General features: G+C 59.8%; 26 protein-coding genes and 1 pseudogene. 9 read left to right on the forward strand and 18 right to left on the reverse strand.

Going from position 1 to position 24,682, the window contains the following annotated elements; all coding sequences use genetic code 11:
• The first annotated feature begins 61 nt into the window (after positions 1–61).
• Genes AC4PS6_RS04235 through AC4PS6_RS04245 form a run of 3 tightly spaced genes read left to right on the forward strand, consistent with a single transcriptional unit; the run spans position 62 to position 2,726 of the window.
• Positions 62–820 (forward strand): 5-oxoprolinase subunit PxpA, encoded by a 759-nt coding sequence (locus tag AC4PS6_RS04235; RefSeq protein ID WP_336827235.1) that lies wholly within the window; start codon positions 62–64, stop codon positions 818–820.
• Between the two features lie 56 nt (positions 821–876).
• Positions 877–1,755, forward strand: coding sequence for a 5-oxoprolinase subunit B family protein (locus AC4PS6_RS04240; protein WP_336827234.1), 879 nt, complete (start codon positions 877–879; stop codon positions 1,753–1,755).
• The gene (locus tag AC4PS6_RS04245; protein ID WP_014719625.1) at positions 1,752–2,726 is read left to right on the forward strand and encodes a 5-oxoprolinase subunit C family protein; all 975 of its coding nucleotides are present in this window, start codon (positions 1,752–1,754) and stop codon (positions 2,724–2,726) included. The genes AC4PS6_RS04240 and AC4PS6_RS04245 overlap by 4 nt, the downstream gene beginning before the upstream one ends.
• A gap of 290 nt (positions 2,727–3,016) precedes the next feature.
• Here AC4PS6_RS04245 and AC4PS6_RS04250 read toward each other — a convergent pair whose 3' ends face one another.
• From AC4PS6_RS04250 to AC4PS6_RS04260, 3 genes are all read right to left on the reverse strand, one after another.
• Positions 3,017–4,036 carry a transporter gene (locus AC4PS6_RS04250; RefSeq protein WP_014719624.1) on the reverse strand — a complete coding sequence of 340 codons (1,020 nt, stop codon included), beginning with the start codon at positions 4,034–4,036 and terminating at the stop codon, positions 3,017–3,019.
• A 145-nt stretch (positions 4,037–4,181) separates the two neighbouring features.
• Positions 4,182–4,487 (reverse strand): PepSY domain-containing protein, encoded by a 306-nt coding sequence (locus AC4PS6_RS04255; protein ID WP_014719623.1) that lies wholly within the window; start codon positions 4,485–4,487, stop codon positions 4,182–4,184.
• Positions 4,488–4,581: 94 nt separating this feature from the next.
• Positions 4,582–5,709: a glycerophosphodiester phosphodiesterase gene (locus AC4PS6_RS04260; RefSeq protein ID WP_492180709.1), complete on the reverse strand. Its 1,128-nt coding sequence runs from the start codon at positions 5,707–5,709 to the stop codon at positions 4,582–4,584.
• Between the two features lie 232 nt (positions 5,710–5,941).
• Between AC4PS6_RS04260 and AC4PS6_RS04265 the strand changes: the two genes are divergently transcribed.
• Positions 5,942–6,265, forward strand: a complete 324-nt coding sequence (locus tag AC4PS6_RS04265) for a DUF2025 family protein (RefSeq protein ID WP_014719621.1) — start codon at positions 5,942–5,944, stop codon at positions 6,263–6,265.
• A gap of 130 nt (positions 6,266–6,395) precedes the next feature.
• Here AC4PS6_RS04265 and AC4PS6_RS04270 read toward each other — a convergent pair whose 3' ends face one another.
• Both AC4PS6_RS04270 and AC4PS6_RS04275 read right to left on the reverse strand, forming a co-directional pair.
• Positions 6,396–6,716 (reverse strand): antibiotic biosynthesis monooxygenase family protein, encoded by a 321-nt coding sequence (locus AC4PS6_RS04270; protein ID WP_019819298.1) that lies wholly within the window; start codon positions 6,714–6,716, stop codon positions 6,396–6,398.
• Positions 6,713–7,420: a CTP synthase C-terminal region-related (seleno)protein gene (locus tag AC4PS6_RS04275; protein WP_198833037.1), complete on the reverse strand. Its 708-nt coding sequence runs from the start codon at positions 7,418–7,420 to the stop codon at positions 6,713–6,715. The genes AC4PS6_RS04270 and AC4PS6_RS04275 overlap by 4 nt, the downstream gene beginning before the upstream one ends.
• 80 nt (positions 7,421–7,500) lie before the next feature.
• Between AC4PS6_RS04275 and AC4PS6_RS04280 the strand changes: the two genes are divergently transcribed.
• Positions 7,501–8,385 (forward strand): LysR family transcriptional regulator, encoded by an 885-nt coding sequence (locus tag AC4PS6_RS04280; RefSeq protein WP_014719618.1) that lies wholly within the window; start codon positions 7,501–7,503, stop codon positions 8,383–8,385.
• Positions 8,386–8,410: 25 nt separating this feature from the next.
• On the opposite strand, the gene AC4PS6_RS04285 is transcribed toward AC4PS6_RS04280, so the two are convergent.
• The 3 genes from AC4PS6_RS04285 to AC4PS6_RS04295 all read right to left on the reverse strand — a co-directional run bounded on the left by AC4PS6_RS04285 (position 8,411) and on the right by AC4PS6_RS04295 (position 11,868).
• On the reverse strand, positions 8,411–9,730 hold the full coding sequence (locus AC4PS6_RS04285) for a methyl-accepting chemotaxis protein (RefSeq protein ID WP_020303112.1): 1,320 nt from the start codon (positions 9,728–9,730) through the stop codon (positions 8,411–8,413).
• Positions 9,731–9,993: 263 nt separating this feature from the next.
• A complete protein-coding gene (locus tag AC4PS6_RS04290) occupies positions 9,994–11,052 on the reverse strand; it encodes a diguanylate cyclase (protein WP_032905019.1) in 1,059 nt (352 codons plus the stop codon).
• A 186-nt stretch (positions 11,053–11,238) separates the two neighbouring features.
• Positions 11,239–11,868: a TetR/AcrR family transcriptional regulator gene (locus AC4PS6_RS04295; protein ID WP_014719615.1), complete on the reverse strand. Its 630-nt coding sequence runs from the start codon at positions 11,866–11,868 to the stop codon at positions 11,239–11,241.
• Positions 11,869–11,990: 122 nt separating this feature from the next.
• Here AC4PS6_RS04295 and AC4PS6_RS04300 point away from each other — a divergent pair, with 122 nt between their 5' ends.
• The 3 genes from AC4PS6_RS04300 (at position 11,991) to AC4PS6_RS04310 (ending at position 15,529) form a co-directional block, all read left to right on the forward strand.
• Positions 11,991–13,049, forward strand: coding sequence for an MBL fold metallo-hydrolase (locus tag AC4PS6_RS04300; RefSeq protein WP_020303109.1), 1,059 nt, complete (start codon positions 11,991–11,993; stop codon positions 13,047–13,049).
• A 182-nt stretch (positions 13,050–13,231) separates the two neighbouring features.
• Entirely contained in the window at positions 13,232–13,852 is a 621-nt protein-coding gene (locus tag AC4PS6_RS04305; RefSeq protein WP_236466169.1) for a hypothetical protein, read from the forward strand.
• 231 nt (positions 13,853–14,083) lie between these two features.
• Positions 14,084–15,529, forward strand: a complete 1,446-nt coding sequence (locus AC4PS6_RS04310; protein ID WP_020303107.1) for an amidase family protein — start codon at positions 14,084–14,086, stop codon at positions 15,527–15,529.
• Between the two features lie 6 nt (positions 15,530–15,535).
• On the opposite strand, the gene AC4PS6_RS04315 is transcribed toward AC4PS6_RS04310, so the two are convergent.
• The 7 genes from AC4PS6_RS04315 to argH all read right to left on the reverse strand — a co-directional run bounded on the left by AC4PS6_RS04315 (position 15,536) and on the right by argH (position 22,386).
• The gene (locus tag AC4PS6_RS04315; protein ID WP_014719611.1) at positions 15,536–15,892 is read right to left on the reverse strand and encodes a transcriptional regulator; all 357 of its coding nucleotides are present in this window, start codon (positions 15,890–15,892) and stop codon (positions 15,536–15,538) included.
• Between the two features lie 90 nt (positions 15,893–15,982).
• Complete coding sequence (locus AC4PS6_RS04320; protein WP_336827232.1) at positions 15,983–16,933, reverse strand: hypothetical protein; 951 nt, start codon at positions 16,931–16,933, stop codon at positions 15,983–15,985.
• A 54-nt stretch (positions 16,934–16,987) separates the two neighbouring features.
• On the reverse strand, positions 16,988–18,157 hold the full coding sequence (locus tag AC4PS6_RS04325; protein WP_019819281.1) for an MFS transporter: 1,170 nt from the start codon (positions 18,155–18,157) through the stop codon (positions 16,988–16,990).
• Between the two features lie 163 nt (positions 18,158–18,320).
• Positions 18,321–19,142, reverse strand: coding sequence for an ABC transporter substrate-binding protein (locus AC4PS6_RS04330; RefSeq protein ID WP_020303106.1), 822 nt, complete (start codon positions 19,140–19,142; stop codon positions 18,321–18,323).
• Between the two features lie 25 nt (positions 19,143–19,167).
• Entirely contained in the window at positions 19,168–19,932 is a 765-nt protein-coding gene (locus AC4PS6_RS04335; protein ID WP_003193648.1) for an amino acid ABC transporter ATP-binding protein, read from the reverse strand.
• A gap of 24 nt (positions 19,933–19,956) precedes the next feature.
• On the reverse strand, positions 19,957–20,835 hold the full coding sequence (locus AC4PS6_RS04340) for an amino acid ABC transporter permease (protein ID WP_019819278.1): 879 nt from the start codon (positions 20,833–20,835) through the stop codon (positions 19,957–19,959).
• Between the two features lie 123 nt (positions 20,836–20,958).
• Positions 20,959–22,386, reverse strand: a complete 1,428-nt coding sequence (gene argH / locus AC4PS6_RS04345) for an argininosuccinate lyase (RefSeq protein ID WP_336827231.1) — start codon at positions 22,384–22,386, stop codon at positions 20,959–20,961.
• Positions 22,387–22,579: 193 nt separating this feature from the next.
• On the opposite strand from argH, the gene AC4PS6_RS04350 reads away from it, so the two are divergent.
• Positions 22,580–23,539 (forward strand): LysR family transcriptional regulator, encoded by a 960-nt coding sequence (locus AC4PS6_RS04350; protein WP_014719606.1) that lies wholly within the window; start codon positions 22,580–22,582, stop codon positions 23,537–23,539.
• Between the two features lie 91 nt (positions 23,540–23,630).
• Here the strand turns inward: AC4PS6_RS04350 and AC4PS6_RS04355 are convergent, their stop codons facing one another.
• From AC4PS6_RS04355 to AC4PS6_RS04365, 3 genes and pseudogenes are all read right to left on the reverse strand, one after another.
• Positions 23,631–24,278, reverse strand: coding sequence for an HAD-IB family hydrolase (locus AC4PS6_RS04355; protein ID WP_020303103.1), 648 nt, complete (start codon positions 24,276–24,278; stop codon positions 23,631–23,633).
• Between the two features lie 72 nt (positions 24,279–24,350).
• Positions 24,351–24,524 (reverse strand): annotated as a pseudogene (locus tag AC4PS6_RS04360) (HNH endonuclease); the annotation flags it as partial.
• Positions 24,525–24,590: 66 nt separating this feature from the next.
• Positions 24,591–24,682: hypothetical protein (locus AC4PS6_RS04365; protein WP_230633856.1), on the reverse strand; the 92-nt coding region annotated here is incomplete at its 5' end.

Genomic DNA, 24,682 nt, shown 5'->3' on the forward strand with positions numbered 1-24,682 from the left:
CTTCCCAAGGGGTCAAGCCACGGCCTACTTTGCGGACATCACCTTTGGCGGAGCGACCTCGATGCAGGCAGTGGATTTCAATTCAGACATGGGCGAAGGCTTTGGCCCCTGGACCATCGGCGACGGCGTCGACGCAGAGCTGATGGCCTATATCAGCTCGGCCAATATCGCCACCGGCTTTCACGCCGGCGACCCAGGCACCATGCGCCGCACCGTCGAGCGCGCCAAGCAACGGGGTGTGGCCATCGGCGCACACCCAGGCTTTCGTGACCTGGTGGGTTTCGGTCGTCGGCATATCAACGCACCGGCCCAGGAACTGGTGGACGACATGCTCTACCAGCTCGGTGCCCTGCGCGAAATAGCCCGTGCCCAAGGCATGAGCCTGCAACACATCAAGCCTCACGGCGCGCTCTACATGCACCTGGCCCGCGATGAAGAGGCCGCCCGGCTGTTGGTGCAAAACCTGCAAATCATCGAGCCCACGCTGATGCTGTACTGCATGCCCAACTCGGTGATCTGGCGCATTGCCAAGGAACTGGGGCAGCCGGTGGTGCGCGAGTTTTATGCCGACCGTGAATACGACCTCAGCGGTTCCATCGTGTTTACCCGCAATGTGCGGGCGCTGGACCCCGCCACAGTGGCCGCGCGCGTCTTGCGTGCGTGTCAGACCGGCCTGGTACGTACCGTCCAAGGCGAAGACCTGGCGATCGAATTCGATTCCATCTGCCTGCACAGCGACACCCCTGGCGCCCTGGAGCTGGTGGAGGCCACCCGTGAAGCCCTAGACCAGGCGGGTATCGACGTCAGAACACCCCGATAAGATCCACCCCTTACTTTTTTGCCTGCCTTTCTACAATGATTCCAAGAGGAACAGACATGGCTGAAACGTCCCCCATCCGCTACAGCTTCGGCGGTGATGAACACCTGTTTGCCGAGGTCAGCAACAGCATGTCCCTGGAGGCTTTTTTCAAGGGCATGGCGGTGACCCGCGCCGTGGAGCGCCTGGCACTGGAAGGCGTATTGGATGTCTGCCTGGCCAACGCATCGTTCCAGATTCGCTTCGACCCTGACCGCATCGCCCCTCAGGCGCTGCTCGACGCCGTGCAAAGCGCCGAAGCCCAGGCCGTGGCCGAACGCACCTTGCGCACGCGCATCATCGAAATCCCGGTGCTCTATAACGACCCCTGGACCCACGAAACCCTGATGCGTTTTCGTGACCGCCACCAAGACCCCAGCGGCACAGACCTGGAATACGCGGCACGCATCAATGGCCTGGCCGACGTGGACGCGTTCATCGCCGCCCACAGTGGCGCGCCGTGGTTTGTGTCGATGGTCGGCTTTGTCGCGGGCTTGCCGTTCATGTTCCAGATGGTCGAACGCGAGCGGCAATTGCAGGTGCCCAAATACCTGCGCCCACGCACCGACACGCCGAAACTGACCCTGGGCCATGGCGGCTGCTTTGGCTGTATCTACTCGGTGCGTGGCGCGGGCGGTTACCAGATGTTCGGCGTTACCCCGGCACCGATCTACGACCCGGCGCAGCAGTTGGCGTACTTCAAGGAGCACATGGTGTTCTTCCGCCCTGGCGATATCGTGCAGTTCAAGCCGATGGACCGCGAGGCTTATGACCTGGCGGTCGCCGAGGTGGACGCCGGTCGTTTCGACTTGCGCATCCGCCCGGTGGAGTTTTCCCTGGATGCCTTTCTCGCCGACCCCATCGGCTACCCGAAAACCCTGCAGGAGGCGCTGGCATGATCAAGGTCCTCAAACCTGGCCTCGCCACCTCCGTGCAGGACCTGGGCCGCGAAGGTTATTACCACTTGGGCATCCCGCCGTCGGGGGCGCTGGACCAATACGCGTTGAGTGCGGCCAACCACCTGGTGGGCAATCCTGTGGGCGCGGCGGGCCTGGAATGCACGCTGATCGGGCCGGAGCTGGAGTTCCAGCAGGACGCGCTGGTGGCTTTGAGCGGCGCCTTGATGTCGCCGCGCCTGGACGGTGAAGTGGTGCACCAGGACACCGCCTTTGCCGTGCGCGCCGGGCAGGTGCTGCGGTTCGAGTTTCCCAAGGCCGGCGCACGCACCTACCTCGCCGTCGCCGGCGGTATCGACGTGCCGTTGGTGCTCGGCAGCCGCTCCACCTACACACTCGGCGCCCTCGGCGGGTTTAACGGCCGACGCTTGCAGGAGGGCGATCAATTGCCGATCGGTACCGCCAGCGGTATGGGGCGTGCGGGCAACAGCTTGCCGATGGCGTTGCGGCGTTCGGTCGGCGGCGATGTGACGTTGCGGGTAGTGCCGGGGCTGTATTACGAGCGCTTGACTGACGAGGCCAAAAGCAGCTTTTTTGCCGAGCCGTGGACGGTGGGCTCCGAGGCCGATCGCATCGGCTACCGCTTCAAGGGCGGCAGCGCGTTGAGCTTCCAGCCACGGGAACAGCCGTTTGGCGCGGGCTCCGATCCTTCCAACATCGTGGACAGTTGCTACCCGATTGGCTCGATTCAAGTACCGGCGGGGCTGGAGCCGATTGTGTTGCACCGCGATGCGGTGTCGGGCGGTGGCTACGCGATGATTGGCACGGTGATCAGCGCCGACCTGGACTTGATCGGGCAGATGCAGCCCAACCAGCGAGCGGGGTTTGTGGCGGTGAGCCTCGAGGAGGCTTTGGAGGCGCGGCGGGTGTACAAGAAGCGCCTCAAAGCGATGACGGGACTCTTCAATCACTGAATAAACGCAAACTGCTGTGGGAGCTGGCTTGCCTGCGATAGCGGTGGGCCAGCTTGCATTGTGTTGGCTGATACACCGCAATCGCAGGCAAGCCAGCTCCCACAGTTGGGCTCATTTCAATTTGAGAATGTGCGCAATGCCCGGCGATCAGTGGCTGGACGCTTCAAACACTGAATAAACGCAAAACCCTGTGGGAGCTGGCTTGCCTGCGATAGCGGTGGGTCAGCTTGCATTGTCTTGGCTGATACACCGCAATCGCAGGCAAGCCAGTTCCCACCTTTGGGCTTATTTCAATTTGAGAATTTGCGGAATGCCCACCGTCCAGCGATCAGGGTGAAGGTTGCGACCAAGGCCACCAGTATCCAGAAGCCTTCCGGATCCTGGGAAAGCGGCACCCCACCCACATTCATGCCAAAAAAGCCGGCAATGATATTGATCGGCAGCGCCAGCACCGTCACCACCGTGAGGGTAAACAGCGTGCGGTTGCTCTGTTCATTGAGGTTGGCGGCGATCTCTTCCTGCAACAGCTTGATGCGTTCCCCCAAGGCGGTCAGGTCGTTGATGATCAGCGCAAACTCCTCGGTGGATTTGCGTAACTCCTTCACGTCTTCCTTTTGCAGCCATTGCGGCGGGCGATTGAGCAGGCGCAGCAGCGAGCCCGGTTCCAGCGCCAGCAGGCGTTGCAGGCGCACCAGCACGCGGCGGGCGGCACCCAGTTCGGCGCGGTTGGTGGACAGGCGCGAAGACAACAGCTGATCTTCGATATGGTCGACGCTGATACTGGTCTTGCGCACGATCTGCGTCAGCACTTCGCCCTGGTCGCGCAGCAGGTGCACCAACAGCTCCAAGGGGGAGCGAAAGTGTTCGCCGGCCTTCACCGACGAGCGCAATTTATCCACCGAGTGCAAAGGCTGCAGGCGCGCGCTCACCAGCAAGCGGCTGCGAGCGCACACCCATAGCGTGGAAATATCCGACGACACCATGCTGCTGAAGTTGAACACCACATCGTTGACCACTGCCAACAAGGCCGAGTCCACATGCTCGATGCGCGTGGAGCGTGAGCCCTCATGCAAGGCTTCAAAAAACTCTTCCGGCAGCGACAAATGCGCCTGCATCCAGCGCTCGCAGGCGGCGTGCGCCAGGTTCAGGTGCAGCCACAGGAATTCGTCCGGGTCTGGCGGGTGCTGTAAGGCGGCGAGGGCGGTGGCGGAATCAATTTGTTGGCCTTTCTCGCCGGGGCGAAAACGAAAACCGTAAAGCAGGCCAAACAGATCGGAATCTTGATGGCCGTGGTCGATGCTGTGGTTCATGGCGACTCGCAGAGAAAGGGCCTGTAGGACGTTTCACAGGTTCCTGAGCGAATCATTGCAAGGCGGTATGACGGTTATGTGACCGTTTGAGGCGCGCATAAAAAAACGCGCCACCCGAAGGTGGCGCGTTTTTTCAAGGTTCAACTCAGGTGTCTTGCTTGTTTTCCAGCACGGCACCGGTCTTGGCGTCGAGCTTCACATCCCATTTCTTGCCGGTGGTGTCGGTCAGGTCCACTTCGTAGACCAGCTTGCCAGCTTCGTGATCCAACTCGGTATCGTTGATGGTCGCGCCGGCATGTTGGGCGACGGCGGCGGCGTTAAGCTTTTCGAACGCCATCACTTCACCGGACTTGAGCAGGCTAGGAATCTGGTCCGGACGGACATCAGCCTGGGCCAGGCCGGCAGTCAAGGTCAGGGCAGTAGCAGCGAACAGGGCAGTCAAGGTTTTCATGGTGTGTGTCCTTCTTAGGTTGAGCTGTTTAAGTGGCGCCAGATTAACCGGCGCAACTTAACTCATCCTTAATGGCTCACTGACACTAACGCTTTTAGTACTTATGGTCGTTGAGCAGGTCTTGCACGCTGGACGACGGCCAGCGCTTGTAGAACTTCAACAGCTCGGCGGCGCGGTTGGTGAAAATGCCATCGACGCCGGCCTTCATCACTTTCTCGAAGTCCAGCGGCTCATCCACCGTATACACATGCACCAGCAGGCCCTTGTCGTGGGTCAGCTTGTTCATTTCAGGCTTCACCAGGTCGGTGTAGCTCTGGTCGCCGTGGTCGGTCAGCTCGGCCGACGGGCCGGTGCCGATGGCGCCGAGGCTTTTGGCTTCATCAACCCATTTTTCGAATTCGGCAGCGTCTTTAGGCTCTTGCTTGGCGTAGTAGGCGGCCTTGGTGGATTCGCCAGACTCGGCGAAGGTCACTTTGGATTTGGGCTCGATGCTGCCTTCACCCACCCACAACAGCAGGATTTTCGGAGTGTTGGGCATTTCCTTCTGCAGCTCTTTGAGGCTGGCGGTTTCGAAGGTTTGCAGCACCACGCGGCCCTTGCCTTGGCCGACACCGGTATTGCTCTTGCCCAGTTTGGAGCCGGCGGAGCTCAGCCAGCCTTTGTCGAGCAGCTTGTTTTTCAGGTCGGCTTCGATACCGGGGAACTGCTTGGGCTCCTTGGTCTCGATGTACAGGCCGGGTTTGTGCGAGGGGTTGCCTTCGGCGATCTTGATGATGTCGTCCAGGCTCAGGATTTTCAGGCCAACGAAACCAGGGCGCGCGCGGTCCGGGTAGGCGGCGTTGAACCAGCTGCCGGCGTCGAGGGTTTGCAGCTCTTTCCAGGTGAACTCGTTGGCAGGCGCGTCTTTGCGCTCGGGGAACTTGGTGGCGACGTCGGTGGTGCGCTGCAGGTTGTTGTCGTGCAGGGCGAACAGCACGCCGTCCTTGCTACGTTGCAGGTCCAGTTCCAGGTAGTCGGCGCCCAGGTCGCGTGCAACCTTGTAGGCAGCGGCGGTGGATTCAGGCGCATCGTAGGAAGCACCACGGTGAGCGATCACGGCAGGGTAGGGAATGCCTTCGTTTGTCGCCAATTCGGCCGGGCTGACCGGCTCGGCAGCCTGTGCCTGGCCAAGGCCGAGCATCAACGCCAGCAGCAAGGCGCTTTTGGAAAACGTGACAGGCATATGCGAAGTCCTTTCGTGGAGGTAACTTTGAGAAGGTGTCCTTTTTAACAATTGATTGCGAACGGCGCTATCACCAAACCGACATTAACGTGCGCACCGGCCAATTTTGTCGACTTTTTTGCAGGGTGTTGCAGTATTCTTACGGGTAGCTGCCCCGCCAGAGGGCGGTATTTTCTGCCACGCGTGTAAACCATCTTTCCAGTCCCTGTGGGACTTTTCAGTGAGGTTTACCATGCGCATCACTTCCGAGCTTATCTGCCAGGCCGCCGACCAACTCCAGGGTTTTGTCGGCCTCAACCGCAAGACCGGCCAGTACATCGTACGATTCAGCGAAGACTCATTCGGCATGGACGTGGCCGATGACGGCATCATCCCCACGGCCGAGTTCGTCTGGCTGCCGGCCGCCGACCACACCATGACCCTGTGCCGAGCGCGCCTGCAGTTGTTGCTCGACCAGAATATCGACGAGCGCATCAACATCACCGAGCCGCTGCGTGTGTATATGCGCCGGGTAGAGATCCCGCAGATCAGCGCGTTGCGTAGTTTGGTGAGCTGAGCGTCCGCGATTGCTAACGATGACGAGCAAATGTGGGAGCTGGCTTGCCTGCGATAGTCTCACTGCGGTTTCACTGCATCACCGAGGTGTCTGCATCGCAGGCAAGCCAGCTCCCACCGGGTTCGGTGATTCAAGTGGAGAAGGTGTAGGCCCGCTCTACCTTGCACACCCGCGTGTGAAACGCCGCATACCAAGTGGCCCGCCCTTGCTCGCGCACCTGCCGATGCTCAGCCTGTTGTTTCCAGGCCAGGATCGCCGCCTCGCTGGCCCAGTAGGACACGGTGATCCCCAGCCCATCCTCCCGCGCCGATTCCACCCCAAGAAACCCCGGTTGTTGCCTGGCCAGTTCCAGCATGCGCGTGGCGGCCTCGCCATAACCCCGGTCGGCGTCGGTGCGCAGCGAGCTGAAAATTACCGCGTAATAAGGTGGGGCGGGTGTTTTGGCAATCATGCCGATACCTCCTGGCAGGCCTTGAGCAGCGCAATCACCAGCGGCGGCGTGATGCCCTTGAGTGCGGCGCGTTCGGGCTGGAACAGGGTGGCGACGAAGAACGGGTGGTCGAGCAGTTCCACCGCGCGCAGATCGCCCGCCGAATCGTGGCCGGCGGGAATCAGGTTGGCGTCCAGCAGGGCGTCGGCAAAGGCGGGGTTGATGCCGTAGCGGCAACGGTAACCCTCGTGGATGTCCAGGCTGCCGTAGGCCTGGGCAATGCGCGTGTACGCGGCCAGGCGCACGGTGTCGTTCACTTCCACCAGGGAGCAGTCCAGCGGCGTGATGACGGCGCGCTCAGCATCGGGCATTAATTCGCCGTGCTGGGCATCGGCCCAGCCGAGCACATGGCGGGCATATTCCAGCACGGCATGTTGAAAACCGCCGCAGGTACCGAGGAAAGGGCGACCTTGTTCGCGGGCAAAACGTATCGCGCGCAGGGCGCCGTCGACGTCGCGATAGGGGCTGCCGGGCACGCACCAGAAGCCGTCGAAGTCGCTCAGGGCAGAAGTGGAGGTAAGGGTGTCGGTGGCCAGCCATTGCACGTGGACGCTCAGGCCCAGAGCGTCGGCGGCCTGTTGCAGGGCCATGGGAATGGCTTGGTGGGCGGTCACATCAGGGTTGTAGTCACCGATCAGGGCAAGGTGCAGCGCGGGGGTTGGCATCGTGTACGTCCCATGGCTTGTGGTGGGTTGATACCCACTATAGATTGGCGTTCACGCAATCAATATTGGCGTTTGCCCATATGTTCAATGCAGCTACGCACTATCAAATCGACTACGCCGACCTGTCATTGGTCCTGGCCCTGGTGCGCGGCGGTACCCTGGCACGGGCGGCGGCGCTGCTGCGGGTCGATGTGTCCACGGTGTTCCGTGCGGTGCGGCGGCTGGAGGCGGCGCTGGGCCAAACCCTGTTTGAAAAAAGCCGTGCCGGTTATTTGCCCACCAGCCTGGCGAGCAACCTGGCCCAACAGGCCGAGCGTGCCGAGCAGGCGCTGGAGGCGGCGCGCATTGGCGTGGAACAGGGCGGTGAAGTGATCAGCGGCACCGTGCGCCTGACCTGCACCGACTCAGTGTTGCAAGGCTTGCTGTTGCCGGCCCTCGCGCAGTTCATGCCGGCCTACCCGGCGTTGACCCTGGAACTGAGCACCTCCAATGACTTCGCCAACCTCAGCCGCCGCGATGCGGATATCGCCCTGCGCCTGACCACGGCGCCGCCGGAGCATCTTGTCGGACGTTGCCTGGGGGCGGTGGCGTATCAGGTGTGTGCCAGTGCCGACTATGCGCGCCTGCACCCAGACCATGAGTGGGCCGATCTGGCCTGGATCGCGCCGGACGATTTTTTACCCGATCACCCCACCGTCGCCTGGCGCCGTGAGTATTTGCCGGGCGTGCGTCTCCGTTATCGGTGCAACAGCATGCAGTCGGTGGCCGAATTAGTGCGCGCAGGGTTGGGCGTAGCGGCGCTGCCGGATTTTCTAGTCGGGAATGGCGTGCAACCGCTGGGCCCTGCGCTGGCAGGGCACGATACGGCGTTGTGGTTGTTGACGCGGCCTGATTGTCGGGCGTTGCGCTCGGTGGTGACGCTGTTTGATGAGTTGGGGCGGCATGTGCGCTGGCTGCGAAGTTAACCCTCAGACAGCCAGCGCCCAGGGTTCAGCGATTGCCCCGCTCATTGGCAAACGCGCTTACCGCTTGTACCGCCTCGCCGGTACCTTCGCGAATCTGCAGGATCACCGTGCCGGCCTGGTTGGCCAGTTCCACACCCTGGGCAGCGCGGTCGCGGGTGGCGTCCATGCTGTCGATGGCTTGGCGGGTTTCGTCCTGGATCATGGCGATCATGCCGGAGATTTCCGCGGTGGAGCCGCTGGTGCGCGCGGCCAGTTGCCGCACTTCATCGGCCACCACGGCAAAGCCACGTCCCTGCTCGCCGGCGCGGGCGGCTTCGATGGCGGCGTTGAGGGCCAGCAGGTTGGTCTGGTCGGCAATGCCGCGAATGGTGTTGACGATGGCGGTGATCTGTTGCGAGCGTTCGCCCAGCTTGGCGATCAGTTGCGAAGAGGTGTCGATATCCACGGCAATTTCACGCATGCCGCTGGCAGTCTTCTGAATCACCTCAGCGCCTTTTTCCGCCATCTCCTGGGTGTTCAACGACAGGTGATAAGCCTGGGCGGCGCTCTGTGCGTCAGCGGCATGCTGTAGCACGCGGGCGGTGACGTCCGAGGCGAACTTCACCACTTTGCACAAGCGCCCGCTGGCGTCGTACACCGGGTTGTAGTTGGCTTCCAGCCACACGACCTGGCCGTGTTTATCCACCCGCTCGAACTGGCCATTGAACAGCTCGCCCTGGTTCAAGCGCTTCCAGAACTCGCTGTAGGCCGCACTGTTGGCCAGTTCGGCCGTGCAAAACAGGCGGTGATGCTTGCCCTGGATCTGCGCCAGGCTGTAGCCCATGCGCTGCAGGAAATTGCCGTTGGCGGTGATGATGGTGCCGTCGAGGTTGAACTCGATCATCGCCATGGCGCGGTCGATGGCTGCAAGCTTGGCGTTGGCTTCGCTCTCGGCTTGCAGGCGCGGGGTGACGTCCATGGCGTATTTCACCACTTTGATTACATTCCCCGCTTCATCCCGTACCGGGTTATAGCTGGCTTCCAGCCACACCGAGGCGCCGTTGCCGCCTACTCGTTCAAAGGTGCCCGACTGGAATTGGCCGTTGCGCAGGTGCGTCCATAACTGGTTGTAGTCCGCGCTGCGGGCGAACGCCGGGGTACAGAACATCCGATGGGGCTGGCCCAGAATCTGTTCGGCGCGGTAGCCCATGGTCTTGAAGAAGTTGTCATTGGCGCGCAGCACGGTACCTTGCAGGTCGAATTCGATCACGGCCATGGAGCGCTCGATGGCGTCCAGCAGGCTGGTCTGTTGGGCAAGGCTGTGTTGCAGGGTACTGATGGTTTTCTTGTGAGCGTGAAATAGCATGGTGGAGGGCTCGGGCATGCAAGCGTATGCGGGGTCCATGTATTTGCGCCTGACCCCGTAGGGCCCCTGGCCTTACGGTTGACTTGCTCATTGCCAGCTTCCTGGTGCTGACAGAGGGGGGTAGAACAACGGTCTCAGAGTGATCAATCGGCCTGGAAGTTCGCTCGTCAGGCAGGACTATTTTGGCCAGGCGACCAATGGCGGCATTATGCTATTGCAGCAGGTGGGCGGAGCAAGATTCGGACGAGGTGTCATCAGACAACTCAGGCTGAATGAACGACCGTGCATTCGCTGATCTTGACGCGGTTGCGGCCGCTGTTTTTGGCGGTGTACAACGCGCGATCCGCAGCATCGAGCCACATGACCGCGTCCTTGAAGGACGGGTGGAAATCCGCCAGGCCAATGCTCAGGCTGACGCGCAGGTCTGGGATTTGCGGATGTCGATAGTGACTGAAGGTTTCGCGTAGATGCTCCATTACCTGCGCAGCGGCTTGCAGGGGCATTTTCGGAAGAATCACACAGAACTCATCGCCGCCATAGCGGCCGGCCAGGTCTTCTTCGCGCAAGTGTTCGCGCAGCGCTTGGCTCAACTGGCGCAGCACCGCGTCACCCACGGTGTGGCCATGAACGTCATTGATGTGCTTGAAGTGGTCGATATCGATCAAAGCAATGGTCGCTTGGCCGTGTTGCTGTTGGCACTTGTGAAACTTGAGGTTCAGCAGGTCTTTCCAGGAACCATGGTTGAGCAGGCCGGTGAGGCTGTCGATGCGGCTCAGGGCGCTGAGGGCGCGTTTGTGTTGCGACAGTTTGATCGCCAACTGGTAACAGACCATGCCGATGGCCATCGGGTAGAGCGTCAGCATCGGCAGGCAGGTGTAGACCTCGGTGAGGCTGACGCTGGGGTCGAACTTGATGCCGAACAGGCCCCAGGCCACCGCGATACCGGCCGCCTGTGCCAGCAACCCGCGCAGGAACAGGCGTTTGCCACCGGCTGCGACGTTGTTCATGGCCATCATCGACAGAATAGTCACCGCTGTCAGTGGCGAAAACTGAGTGGCCGCGGCCCAGAATCCGCCCAGCACTGAGTCATACAGCAGGTTGCGTTGTTCGGCCTGGTAGGGAAATGGCGAGTGAGTGGAAATCAGGTACGCCACATGCGGCCAGGCAATGCCGTTGAACAGCAGCAACGCCCAGACCCAACCGGGCATCGACAAGGGATACAAAGCCCCGATTACGCTGATGCTACCGATACCCAGGCCGATAATCCTTGGCGTGTAGATACGCCTGGCAAATGAAAGCCCTTTGCCTCGTCTGTTTTCCATAGTGTCCTGGGTCAACTTTTTTGCGGGTGCAACAGCACGCGTCAGCGGGCAGAGCCGGAGGTCGGATAAGAAAGGTGGATTGTCGATTATTCCTGTGGGATTAATCAGTGTCCTTCCAGGCCATTTGCGCAAAACAGCGGGCAAAAACGCCATAAACGACCTTAAATGTCGCTCCTGCAACAGGGCTTACTGGGGCGTGCGCTGCGTGCTGGCTTCGTAGCCGGCGAGGAACAGGTCGATGGCCGATTCGATGACGTGGGCCTGGGTGGCAGGGTCGAGGGTGGGCTGGCCGAGGGTGATTTGCGGCCAGAATGCAAAGGCCTTGAGCAGGCTTTGGATCTGGTGGGCGGCGAACGCCGGGTCGGTGCCGGTGAGGCGGCCGTCTTCCTGGGCGGCGCGCACCCATTGGGTAAAGCCTTCTTCCCGCGCACTGAGGCGGTTGACCATGTCTTGCGCGCGCTCCGGCGAATGGATAGTGGCAGCAATGGCCACGCGTGCCAGGTCGAGGAAGTTGGCGTCTGACATCATCTGCATTTTCGCTTCCAGCAACGTGCGTAGTTGGTCGCGCAGTGGGCGGTCACTGGTGTAGATCACGTCCAGTTGGGCAACGCTGCTGGCCCACAGTTGGTGGAGGATCTCGGCGAACAGTTCTTCCTTGCTGGGGAAGTGGTTGTACACGGTGCGCTTGGAAACGCCAGCGCTGGCGGCGATCTTGTCCATGCTGGTGACCTCGAAGCCGTGCTCGCGAAATTCGGCAATCGCCGCCGCCACGATGGCTTCGCGTTTACGCTCGGTGAGGCGTTTGGGGGCAGTCATGGAAGGCATTCGACTCAACAATGAAATTACACCGGGCAGTTTACTTGCTCCGGATTTTGTTGCAATCTAGAAACTACACTGTGCAGTGTAATACTTGAGCGGACCGCAGGAGTCACTTTGTCATGGCTACGATTTCAACCCGTCTCGACCCTGCGCCCTCGGCGCCCAAGCCTGCCGAGCAGGGCCTGGGGCACTTCAGCAACGACACGCCGGTGCAGCACGGTGGCTTGGGCAAGACCCTGCGCATTTTCTGGAACATGCTATTCAACAAGCCGCGAACGACACGGCCGGTGGGGCAGATTCCGGTACAGCCACTGACCCGCGAGCAGTTATTGGCCGCCCCTGATCACAGCGTGTATCGCCTCGGCCATTCAACCGTGCTGCTGAAAATGCGCGGTAAATTCTGGGTCACCGACCCGGTGTTTGCCGAACGCGCCTCGCCATTGCGTTGGGCCGGCCCCAAGCGTTTTCATCAGCCGCCTATCAGTCTTGAAGAGCTGCCTGCGCTGGAAGCGGTGATCCTTTCCCACAATCATTACGACCATCTCGACCGCAAAGCGGTGGTCCAATTGGCCGAAAAGACCCGCTACTTCCTGGCGCCCCTGGGCGTGGGCGACACACTGGTCAAATGGGGCGTGGATGCCAGCAAAGTCCGCCAGTTGCAATGGTGGCAGGGCACCGAGGTCGATGGCGTTCGTTTTGTCTGCACGCCGGCCCAGCACTTTTCCGGGCGCGGCCTGTTTGATGGCAACCAGACCCTGTGGTGCTCCTGGGTGATGATCGACGACACGCGGCGTATCTTTTTTAGTGGCGATACGGGCTATTTCGACGGTTTCAAACGCATCGGCGAGCAATACGGGCCGTTTGACCTGACCCTGATGGAAACCGGCGCTTACAACGTCGATTGGCCCCATGTACACATGCAGCCGGAGCAAACGCTGCAGGCGCATATCGACCTTAAAGGGCGCTGGCTGCTGCCGATTCACAATGGCACCTTCGACCTGGCCTTCCACGCCTGGCATGAGCCTTTCGACCGCATCATGGCCCTGGCCTGGGAGCGCAATGTTTCGATCACCACTCCGGCGATGGGCCAGGCTTTTCGCTTGAACCAGCCTGAGCGCGGGCGTGCCTGGTGGCTGGAAGTGGAACCTCAATCGGTCAACGAACACGCAGCAGGCTGAGCCAAAGGCCCGTTTGGAAAAGAGCTTTTCAGCGAATTTCAGCCCTGCGACAAAGGTCAAGAGAGAGTGCGATGATCCCCCGGGAATTTTATCTCCGGGAGGATGTTTCGATGGACAGCCATTGTAAGAAACTTTGGAAGATGGGTTTGCCGTGTGCGTCAGCTCAACCGCTGCCATCGCTAATGAACGCCGTCGACGTTCCCGCTTCACCCCACGGTGCCGCTCCCCCTTCTATTGTCTTTGGCACCGAGCAACGTGCCGGCGCCACGCCCATACCTGGGTATAACGCTCTGGCTCCCCATATACGGCCGGTGCGCGATCCCGCGCTATCGCTGATCGCCATCAGCGGCGTTGACCCTACCGAACCGGTGATGGTGGAGGTACCGCTGGTATTGAATAACACCACCTTCACCGCCTCGCTGCCGCTGACGGGATATCGTATCGGCTATGCCGAGCATTATGTGCAGGGCAAGCAGGTTGAACGGGTCGCACGCAGTGCGGCCTTGAACCGAGTCTTCGACACCCTGCGCCAGGCTGGTGCGCAATGCGTGGCAGTGGATATGCAGCGCAGCGGTGATTGTGAGCAGGCTTGTCATGAAATCGACGAGCTGGTGGTAGGTCTTCGCCTTGATGCCTTGGTGTCAGAGGATCCCGAAGCCGCCTTTCATCACGCCTGTAAAAGCGGCTACCCCAGTATGTGTGAAACCCTGGAAGACGGCTCCAAGGTCTGGTTTTACGGTGCGCGCTGGGCGGGTGATCGCTTGGCGGCACTGGTACGAGCTTACCGCGTGCTGCGGCCGTAGGTATTGATGCCTACATCGGGCTGCGAAGGGTAGGACGCAGTGGCAGGATTCGCCTGAAATAGTGGTGGGTGGTCGGCTCTTAGACTGGTGCGGCGCTATCGACCGATAGCTCTCACACTCAGTCAAACAGAGGGGCACTTCATGATCGGACCAGTTTCGGCAGGTGGATGGGCCACGGGCCTGCTTCAGGAGCTTTCAAACCCGGTACAAGGTTTCAAGAGTGCCTGCCAGATGTCAGCGGAGATGGCCCAAGGAGGCGGCGTCACCTCAGAGTCGCTGTTGAAGGACTCGCTCAAACAAATTGCCAATATTGATCGTGGGCTACAGGGCGGCAATGCGTTTTTGGAAACCAACCCGGATGCCATGAGGGAGGCGAAGGCCCGCGATCAGGAACGTGCCAATGGCCGCGTACGCGGGTACTTGCATGGCGTGCCGATAGCGCTCAAGGATGTCTTTGAAACCAATGACCGCATGCAGACCAGTGCAGGCTCCAAGGCGTTGGTGGGTGCGCCTGCCGCCCGGAATGCCAAGGTCGTCGACAATTTGCTGAAAGCTGGCGTGGTGATTGTAGGCAAAACCAATATGAGTGAGCTGTCCAACTTTCGCTCACTCAAATCGGCGGATGGCTGGAGCTCCCGAGGTGGCCAGACGTTGAACCCACATCGACTCGGAGGGACGGTGGCCGGCTCGAGTTCAGGTTCGGCCGTGGCGGTCGCCCAGGGGCATGTGCCCGTGGCACTGGGGTTGGAAACCAACGGATCAATCATCAGCCCCGCAGCCTACAACGGTGTGTTTGGCCTGAAAACAACGACGGGCCTGGTCAGTACCGAAGGCGTCATGACCAGCACCCGCATGGACGCGGTGGGGACCTTCACCCGCAATATCTGTGATGCGGCAGAAGCACTCAATGCAATGACCGAGACCAACGTCTACACCGAGGGCCTGCACGCTGATGCCTTGAAGGGTAAGCGTATTGGCTATACCCCTTTGCCTGAATTGTCCGCAGAGGAGTCCAAAGACCCGGCCAAGCGCGCAGACCGCAAGCACTATGAGGCGGCGCTCGAAGTGATGAAGGCCCAGGGTGCAATTCTAGTGCCCTTGGAGCGGTTGGACGCCGGTGTCCCCGATGAAGCCTATGAGGGTTATAACGAGGCGATATTCTCGGAGGTCAAGCAACAACTGGAAGACTATTTGGCTGGGCGGGAAGGTTTGCCCGTCAAGTCACTTGCTGAGCTGATTGCTTTTATCAAACGCACGCAGAAACCTGATGAGCCTGACCAGAAATTGCTGGAAATGATCAATGAGCTGGAGACCACGCCGCAAAAGCGCGAGGTATTGTGGGAAGCCATCCTTCCTGTATTTCAGAAGACCATTGATGCCCCCCTGAAGGAGCACAAGCTCGACGCCATGGTGTCGAATTTTCTGACGCACAACTATTTCTATAGTGCGGCCGCCGGGTACCCCGGTATATCTGTTCCATCAGGTATGGATGATGAAGGCATGCCCACGGCAATTTACGTGTATGGCTCCGGCAAGAGTGAAGCCACCTTGCTGTCAGTCGCCCATGGTTATGAACAAGCCTCGCAGGCCATTCAAGAACCGGCTTTTCTCCCAGGTGCTCCTTCTACGCAAACACCAGACAGTCCAGATAAAACGGTTGAGGCCACCAACGGCTGAGTTGAGTCAGCCTCGGCTGGTTGCCACGGTTGAACCCATCAATTGAGAGATAAGGCTTTGTGCAGAAGGTTGCGCCGCCGGGGTATCGAACCGGCGCGCACTCATCCCCCACCCCGGTGCGAACCCCGGGAAAAACACCAGCCCTTCGGCCTCCAGGCGAAACGCCAGGATCAAACGGGTTTCATCGTCCACGTCGCCGTGGTCTTCCAATTGTTCAATGGCTTGCACCGCCACGCCAGCCTGGCGAGCCAGCGCTTCGCGGCTCCAGCCCAGCATGACGCGCGCCTGCGCGCAGTGTTTGGCGGTGAATTGATGCAGGACGATCTGTTGTTCTACGAAAGAACTCATTGCCAGAGAGGACATGGGGTTTCTCCAGGTTCGACAGGGGAGGTGCAATTATACTGTGTTTTTGTACAGTTGTTTCTACCGCTCATCCACTGGTGTTGCAACCCCTTATGATTCCAGCCCCGGTGCCTCACGAATAATCAGGTTATCCAGATTCTCGATCCTGGCGCTGAATACCCCGAACGTCTGCTCGGGGTTTTTCTGGCTCGGCACCTGCACAAGCTGCGGCGTGACCCCATAAAAAAAGCAATACAGCGACCGTTCACTGCTGGCCGCCGCCTTGATCTGCTCCAGGAATGCCGTGCGCTTGCGGTAGTTTTCGATGAGCTTTTTGCTCAGGTAGACGTTCACCGAATAAGGCTTCTTGTCGAGCCACACCTTCTTTTCGAAGTCGATGCGAAAACTGCTGGTGTAGTCCTTGATGGTCTTGATCTTGCCCCAGTAAATCAAACCCTGGTTGTCTTGCAGGTATTCGATCTTCTTGAAGAATGCCCAGTAGGTCGCCGCGTGCTCACCGATCTTCAAAGGCATGGCCTTGAGCTTGTCCTTGTCATCGATGTTGGACACGTAGCACTCCACCGGGTGTGCGAATACGCTGGTTTTGTCCGGGATCGAGTCATTGCTGCCAGAAGAGGTGGTAGCGCGGTTTGCGGGCGCTTTCGTCGGCTCCTGAAGGACGCTTCCAGCGGTGCCGACTACCGGCGTTTTAGGCTCGTACAGTCGCCGCGTCAGCACAAATTCCGATGGGAAATTTTCCTCACGCTCGTCGTCATTTTCACCCGTCGCAGGTTTATGGCTGCCGGCATAGCGGCAGCCGTCGATATGCCGCGTGCCGGGTTTGTTCTTGAAGTGCGGCGTGCGCAGGTAGTTGACGTTCTTGGCGTTGAAAGTGCTCAACGCATTGGTGCTATCGAACGCCGCGCGGCAGGCGTCGTTGGGGCACAGGAAGCTGTCCTTGTCGGAATCGAACGCGGTGGTTTCGTCGAAATTCAGGTCTCGTATGTCATAGATCGACACCTTGTCGTCGAGACTCAGGCTGTAGGCCGTGTCGAATTTCATGGGGCTCGGGTCCTTCAGAGGTTTGGCTATTAATAGCCGGATCTTGCGTAAATATCAGCAAGAACCTGCCACGCGTCGCCCGCTCAAGAAACACAGGGTGCCGCCCATGGCCGTGAGTGCGGCCAAGGCAAAGAACATGCTGGTGGGCGCCGCATTGATCAGCAGATAGCCGCAAATCACCGGGCTCATGGCCCCGCCAAACGCGGCCAGGTTCTGTGCCCCGTAATAACTGCCCCGTAGTGCATCCGGCGCGATGGTGTCGATAAACAGGAACTCTGAGGGATAGATGATCATCTCGCCCAAGGTGAACACAAACATCGCCAGGCACCAAGTCAGCAGACTGTGCGCCTGGCTGAAGCCGACCAACCCGACAATAAACAGCAGGGTGCCCAGCACGATCCAATGGCGCAGTTGCTCGCGCTTGAGAAATCGGCCGATTTGGTACTGCATCAAAATCACGGTGATGGCGTTGCAGGCGAGCACCGCAGACAGAATTTTCAGTGCCTGGTCGGGTGTGTAGGCCACCAGCAAAAACTGCGACAGATAAAGGGTGTAGCGCCCATGGACGATGGTGCTCAACAGGCTGCCGCTGGTGAAGAGGATCAGCGTGCGGTCGCTGCGCAAGATGCGCAGGGTGCTGAGGAAACTCTGAGGCTTATGACTGTCGTCGCGCTGGGTCGGCGCAATGCCGATCATCAGGAACAGGCTGCCAAAGGCAATGGCGCTGGCGATCAAAAACGGTGCCCACGGCAATTGGCCGGCAATCACTACGCCCAACATCGGGCCCGTGGCATAGCCGACATTGGTCAGGGTGTAGCGCAGGGAAAACACCTTGGCGCGCTCACCCACCGGCAGGTTTTCGCTGATGATCGCCTTGGAGCCGATCAGGAACAGCGCCGACGCGGCTTCAGTCACAACAAGGGTCAGCGTGGTGAGGTAGAGGTTGCTGGCAAAGGTCAGCAACAAAAAACCGATGGAGCTGGAGAGCATGGCCAGGATCAGCAGTTTGCGCTTTTCCAGGCGATCGATGATGTAGCCGCCATACAACCCCATGAGCGTGGCGATGAACACCGCGACCCCCATCAGCAGGCCGATGTCCTGCTGGTTGAGGCCCAGGCGTGTGCTCAGCCAAAGGGCCAGCAATGGGCTGGTCATTGCACGGCTGACCACGATGGTCACCGAGCAGATCATCAGGCGACGGATTACCAGGGAGTAGGTGGCCACGGTGGGGTGGGCTCCTTGTGATTCTTACCTACACGACTCAGATCACCAGCGAACGCAGATTGAGTGTGGGAGCTGGCTTGCCTGCGATAGCGGAGTAACAGCCAACATTGTTTTAGCTGACCCACCGTTATCGCAGGCAAGCCAGCTCCCACATTCGATGGCGTTATTGGCCAGAGTTGATGGTGATTTTTTCTACCGCACCTTGTTCCAGATCCCACTTCTTCAGGATCTTGCCGTAAGTCCCATCATCAATCATGCCCTGCAACGCCTCACTGATCGCCGTGACCAACTCGGTATTGCTCTTCTCAATCCCAAGCCCGGTGAATTGCTTGGAAATCGCCAGCCCCACCGGCTTGTACTTGCCCTTGTCCAGCGACATCAAATAAGGAATGGTCTCGCTGCCCTGCATCGCCGCATCCAGGCGGTTCTGCTGCAACTGCGCCCGCGCATCCGCCGAGCCTTCGGTGCCGATCACCACGATTGCCGGCTTACCTGCCGCCTCGCAGTTTGCCTTGCTCCAGGCGGTAATTTCCGACGGCCAGGTGGTGCGGCGGCTGGTGCCGACTTTTTTACCGCACAGGTCGGTCAATTCCTTGATCTCTTCACGCTTGGCCAGGGTGTACAGCTGCGGGCCGCTGGTGAAGTAGTCGATGAAGGTCACGGCTTTCTGGCGCTCGGCGGTGTCGGTCATGCCTGACAGCACGATGTCGACGCGCTTGGTGGTCAGGCCGCTGAGCATTTGTTCGAAGCCGGTTTCCTGCCATTTGATCTTCACGCCCAGTCGCTCGGCCAGGGCGTTGCCCAGGTCGAAATCAAAACCGGTGAGTGTGTTGGTGGCCGGGTCCTTGAAGTCCATCGGCGGGTAGTTCGGCACGATGGCCGCGCTGATCTCACCCTTGTCCTTGATGGCTTGCGGCAAGGCCGCGAATACACATGAGGAGGCAATCAGGCCTGCAAGCAAGGTAGGGATAAACATCTTCTTCATGGGGGCGTTCTCGTTAGTTTTTTAGTTAAGTGCGAACGGCAGAAATAAAGCTTTGGGTACGCGGGTTTTGTGGGCTTATTAGAATGTCTTCCGGGCTGCCGGCTTCCACAATCTGGCCGGCGTCCATAAACACCATGCGGTTGGACACTTCGCGAGCGAAGCCCAATTCATGGGTGACCACGATCATGGTCATGCCGGTGGTGGCCAAATCGCGCATCACCGACAACACTTCGCCTACCAGCTCCGGGTCGAGGGCTGATGTGGGTTCGTCAAACAGCATCAACTTGGGGCGCATCGCCAAGGCACGGGCGATTGCCACACGCTGTTGCTGGCCACCGGACAACTCCACCGGGTAAGCATTGCGCTTGTCCGCCAGGCCAACGCGGGCCAGCAGTTCCAGCGCGTCTTCGATGGCTTCCTTGGGCGAGCGCTTGAGCACCTGGCACGGGCCTTCGATGATGTTTTGCAACACGGTCATGTGCGGGAACAAATTGAAACGCTGGAACACCATGCCGGTGGCCAGGCGCTGGCGGGCGATCTGCGCTTCGTTCATCTCGTGCAGCTTGTTGCCGACTACCCGATAACCGACCAGTTCGCCGTCGACCCACAGGCCGCCCTTGTCGATTTTTTCCAGCTGGTTGACGCAACGCAGCAGGGTACTTTTGCCCGAGCCGGACGGGCCGATGATGCACATCACCTCGCCTTGCTCGACCTCGATATTGATGTCACGCAGGGCGTGATACTGGTCGTAATACTTGTTCAGGTTGACAGCCTTGACGATGCTTCTCATGGGGCAAATCTCCTCAACCCAGGCTTACGAACGCTTGCCGGCGCCGCGGGCAAAACGACGCTCGAGGCGGCTTTGACCAAATGAAAGAACAGTCACCACCGCCAGGTACCAGATGCCCGCCACAATCAGCAGCTCCATCACCCGGGCGTTGGCGTAGTAGATGTTTTGCGCGTTGTGCAGCAGTTCCGAGTACTGGATCACACTGGCCAGGCTGGTCATTTTCACCATGCTGATGAACTCGTTGCCTACGGGCGGGATGATCACGCGCATGGCCTGCGGCAGAATGATCCTGCGCAGCGCCTGCAGGCTCGGCATGCCGATGGACTTGGCCGCCTCGTATTGGCCGGTGTCCACCGACAGCAAGCCGGCACGCACCACTTCAGCGGTGTAGGCGCCCTGGTTGATGCTCAAGCCGAGCAGGGCGGCTACGAAGGGCGTCATCAGGTCGACGGTGTCGATGCTGAACAGGCCCGGAATCGCGATCACCGGGAAGATCAACGCCAGGTTGAACCACAGCAACAATTGCAAAATCAGCGGTGTACCGCGAAACAACCAGGTGTAGGTGATGGCCACGTAACGCAGGATCGGGTTGGCCGACATGCGCATGATCGCCGTGATCACGCCGATCACCACGCCCAATGCCATCGCCAGGATCGACATGACGATGGTGTTCACCAGGCCCCAGAGGATGGCTTGCGACGTAAGGAACTGGCCAATGTAGGACCATTCGATCTGGCCATTGGCAAACGCGCGCAACAGCGCAGCCAACACAATCACGATCAACGTGGCAAAAAACATCCGCCCGTAATACCGCCGCGGCACATGCTCGTACTGCGTGATATCGAACTGGTTTTCAGACAACTTGCGCTCGGCTTCCAAGCGCTCGGCCGGGGTTTGATTCATGTTGCCACTCCAAAACTAATGACGCTCTAACCGATGTACACGGTGTTACGGTTGAAACCCGGTCGAATGTGGGAGCTGGCTTGCCTGCGAAAGCGCCGGTGAGCTCACCACACCTACCAGGGCTTAAATCCGAAACCCCTGATAACTCTCAGCCCACTTCTGCTGTTCAGCCAAAGCAGTCTTCAACCGCCCAATCTGCTCCTTCACCCGCTCCGGCGCCGTACCACCCCACCCACTGCGCGCCGCAATCGCCGCCTCCAGGGTCAGGCACTCGCGCACGTCCGGGGTGAGTCGCCCATCCACTTCGGCCAACATCGCCGGTGAGGCTTGCCACAACTCAATCTCATGCTGCTCACAGGCCTGCACCAGCGCGCCGGTAATCTCATGGGCCTCCTTGAACGGCACGCCACGGGTGGCCAACCAATCCGCCACCTCAGTCGCCAAGGTAAAGCCCATCGGTGCCTGGCGTCGTAGCTCCTCTACCTGCACCTTCATGGTCGCCACCATCCCGGCCATCGCCGGCAACACCAGCAGCAAGGTGTCCACACTGTCCAACACGCTGTGCTTGTCTTCACTCAAATCGCGGTTGTACGACAGTGGCAACGACTTGAGCGTCGACATCAGCCCGGTCAGGTTGCCGATCAAACGCCCGGCCTTGCCCCGCGCCAGTTCGGCAATGTCCGGGTTCTTTTTCTGCGGCATGATCGAACTGCCGGTGGCGTAGGCATCGTCTAGCACTACCCAGCGAAACTGGCGCGACGACCACAGGCAAAACTCCTCCGACAGCCGCGAAATATTCACCCCGAGCATGCCCGCCACAAACAGGAACTCCGCCACATGGTCACGGCTGGCGACAGCGTCGATGGAGTTTTCGCATGGCCCGGTGTAGCCCATTTCCTTGGCCGAGTGCTGCGGCTGACGTGCTATCGCCGAACCTGCCATCGCTGCCGCGCCCAACGGCGACAGGGCCGTACGCGCATCCCAATCCACCAGGCGCTGCACATCGCGCAGCATCGACTGCGCGTGAGCCAGCAAATGATGGGCAAACACAATGGGTTGCGCCTGCTGCAAATGGGTGAAGCCCGGGCAGATGCTCTGCACATGTTGCTCGGCCTGTTCAACCAACGCCTGCTGCAGGCCCAACACCTCAGTGGCGATGGTGCGTGCATGGTCACGCAGGAACAGGCGCAGATCATTGGCCGTCTGGTCATTGCGCGAGCGTCCGGCGCGCAACTTGCCGCCCAGGGCACCGATGCGCTCGGTCAATACGCGTTCGATAAAGGTGTGTACGTCCTCGTCATCCAGGGTGGGATGCAGGCGACCGGCGGCGAAATCCTCACCGATACGGTCCAGGGCTTCGAGGGTGCGCAGGGTTTCCGATTCATCCAGCAAACCGGCGCGCTGCAACTCACGGGCATGGGCGCGGGAGCCGGCCAGGTCGTAGGGCGTGAGGCGAAAATAGCGCTCAGGGCAACGCGACAACGCGGCCAACGCCGCAGACGGACCGGTCTTGAAACGAGCGCCCCAAAGGCGGTCGGTGGGCTGGGACATGGGTGTTCCTCACGCTTGTTTTTAGAAGAGTCGGAGGCAGTTTCAACAGAAGTTTATCGGTGTAGAACCGACGTCTGACGCGCCGTATTCAAGGTTGCCAAGGGCGGATGTTTATGTTCATTATCGCCGCCTGGCTATGTTCAAGGATTGGGTTCAAGCCTGTTGAATATGGCACTCGAGGTCAACGCGCATTATGGAAACCCCACTTTCCACTTCTGGAAACCTGCCGCCAAAACCCGGCACACGAGCGCCGCTGCAACTGAGCGGGCTGGACTTTAAATTGTTGCGGGTATTTATGGCCGTGGTCGAAGCCGGCGGCTTCAGTGCCGCGCAAAACGAGCTGAACGTGGGCCTGGCGGCCATCAGCAAACAGATCTCCGATCTCGAGATTCGCATCGGCATGCGCCTGTGCACACGGGGCCGCGAAGGGTTCGGGCTGACCGAAGAAGGCAAGTTGGTGTATCAAGCATCCATCGAGTTATTTACCTCGGTGGACAGTTTTCGCGACAAGCTTAGTTCGGCGCAGAATGAACTCATCGGCGACCTGAGTGTGGGCGTTATCGATAACACCGTCTCCGACGTTAGTTCCCCACTGATTACCGCCCTGGGCAACTTACATCGCCAATCGCCAAAAATAAGATTGCGCCTACACGCCTCGCAATTGGACGAAGTTGAACGTGGGGTAGTGGAAGGGCGACTGGTCGCCGGCATCGTCCCGGTGTACCAACGCCGTGAAGAATTCGACTACTTCCCACTCTACGAAGAAAAGGCCCACGCCTACTGCGCCGTAGGGCATCCCTTGTTCACTGCGAGCGACATCACCCCCGACGCTCTTCGCCAATACGAAGTGGTCAACCATCGGTATGCGATCCATCGCGACAAGGCCAACTTCGTCAGCCACGACAGCCAGTCCGCCTCGGCTTCACAAGTGGAAGCCGTCGCCATCCTGATCCTCACCGGCCGCTTCCTGGGCTTTCTGCCAGAACACTACGCCACGCCACTGGTAAGGGAAGGGCGCCTGCGCGCACTGTGCCCAGAGCAGGTTCATTTAAGCACCGCGTTCAACCTGATCCTGCGCCACAACGCGCCGAGAAGCCCGATGGTAAAAGCCTTCGCCACAGCGCTGGGTGTAGACTTGAAGACGTCGGCCTAAGCCTCAACAAAGCTCAAATGTGGGAGCTGTCGAGCCCCAGCGAGGCTGCGAAGGGATCGCCTCGGTCTCCCGCCAACCCCACCCACCCGCATCACCGCTGCAACCGAGCCCGCTTTTTCTTCTTCGCATGAAAATGCCGAAAATGCGCATCCTGCGCCGCCGCCAACAACTCCCGATCCCCACGCGTATCGCCCCAGGCCCTGAGCCGATACTCCCCCAGGTCCCCATACACCGCCTCAAGCCGCAGCACCTTATTCTCACAACGGCAATTATTCCCGGTGAGCTTGCCGGTCAGCACCCCATCCACCACCTCAAGCTCAGTACCGATCAAGCGGATGCCAAGCCGGTCGGCAAACGGCTGCAACACCAACGCCGGCGACGCCGAACACAGCGTCACCACCGCCCCGGACTTCACCTCATCCGCTACCGACTGCAAACCGCTCGGGCGCATCAACTTGCTCCAGCGCGCCTGGCAATATTCCTGCGCTTGCTGCTGAACCCAAGCCTTCTCCACCCCGGTCATAAAGGTGCGAATCAACTGCGCCTTCAACTCATCCCGGCTGATCTGCCGCACCAAAAACCGCAGCCCCGGCAGCGCCAGCTTGACCATCCGGCCATAAAACTCGCCGGGGCCAAAGGCAAACTTGAGGAAGGGCACGAAACTGTCGTGGTGGGTGAGGGTGCCGTCGAAGTCAAAGACGGAAAGTACTTTGGCGTCTGCGGGGCCGGCTTCGAGCATGTCTGGGTTCACGGGTTGGCCTCGATCCTATCTGATAGTTTTCAAGCGGGCATCAGCTGTGACAGCAGGAGTCTACTCCCGTGCCAATCTTCCGATCTTGGCGTAAAGCTCTTCGGTGAAAGCTTCCCGAGCGCTTGACCGGTGACAACGCTGATGGCAATTGGGGCACTAGGCTACAGCATTGGGGGGGCGATCCGAACCCTTCCGGGCCAGGTGCTTGAGGTGATGTACTTCAAGAAATGGCAAATGCCTTTTTTACCGACGAAAAAAAGCCCTGAACATGCCAGGGCTTCCTTTAGTGCTTAGTCCGAATCAATCCCAGCTCAGCGCGCCGCCGGTCTGATACTCGATCACACGGGTCTCGAAGAAGTTTTTCTCTTTCTTCAAGTCCATGATCTCGCTCA

It is taken from the genome of Pseudomonas sp. DW-iso17 (assembly GCF_058725345.1).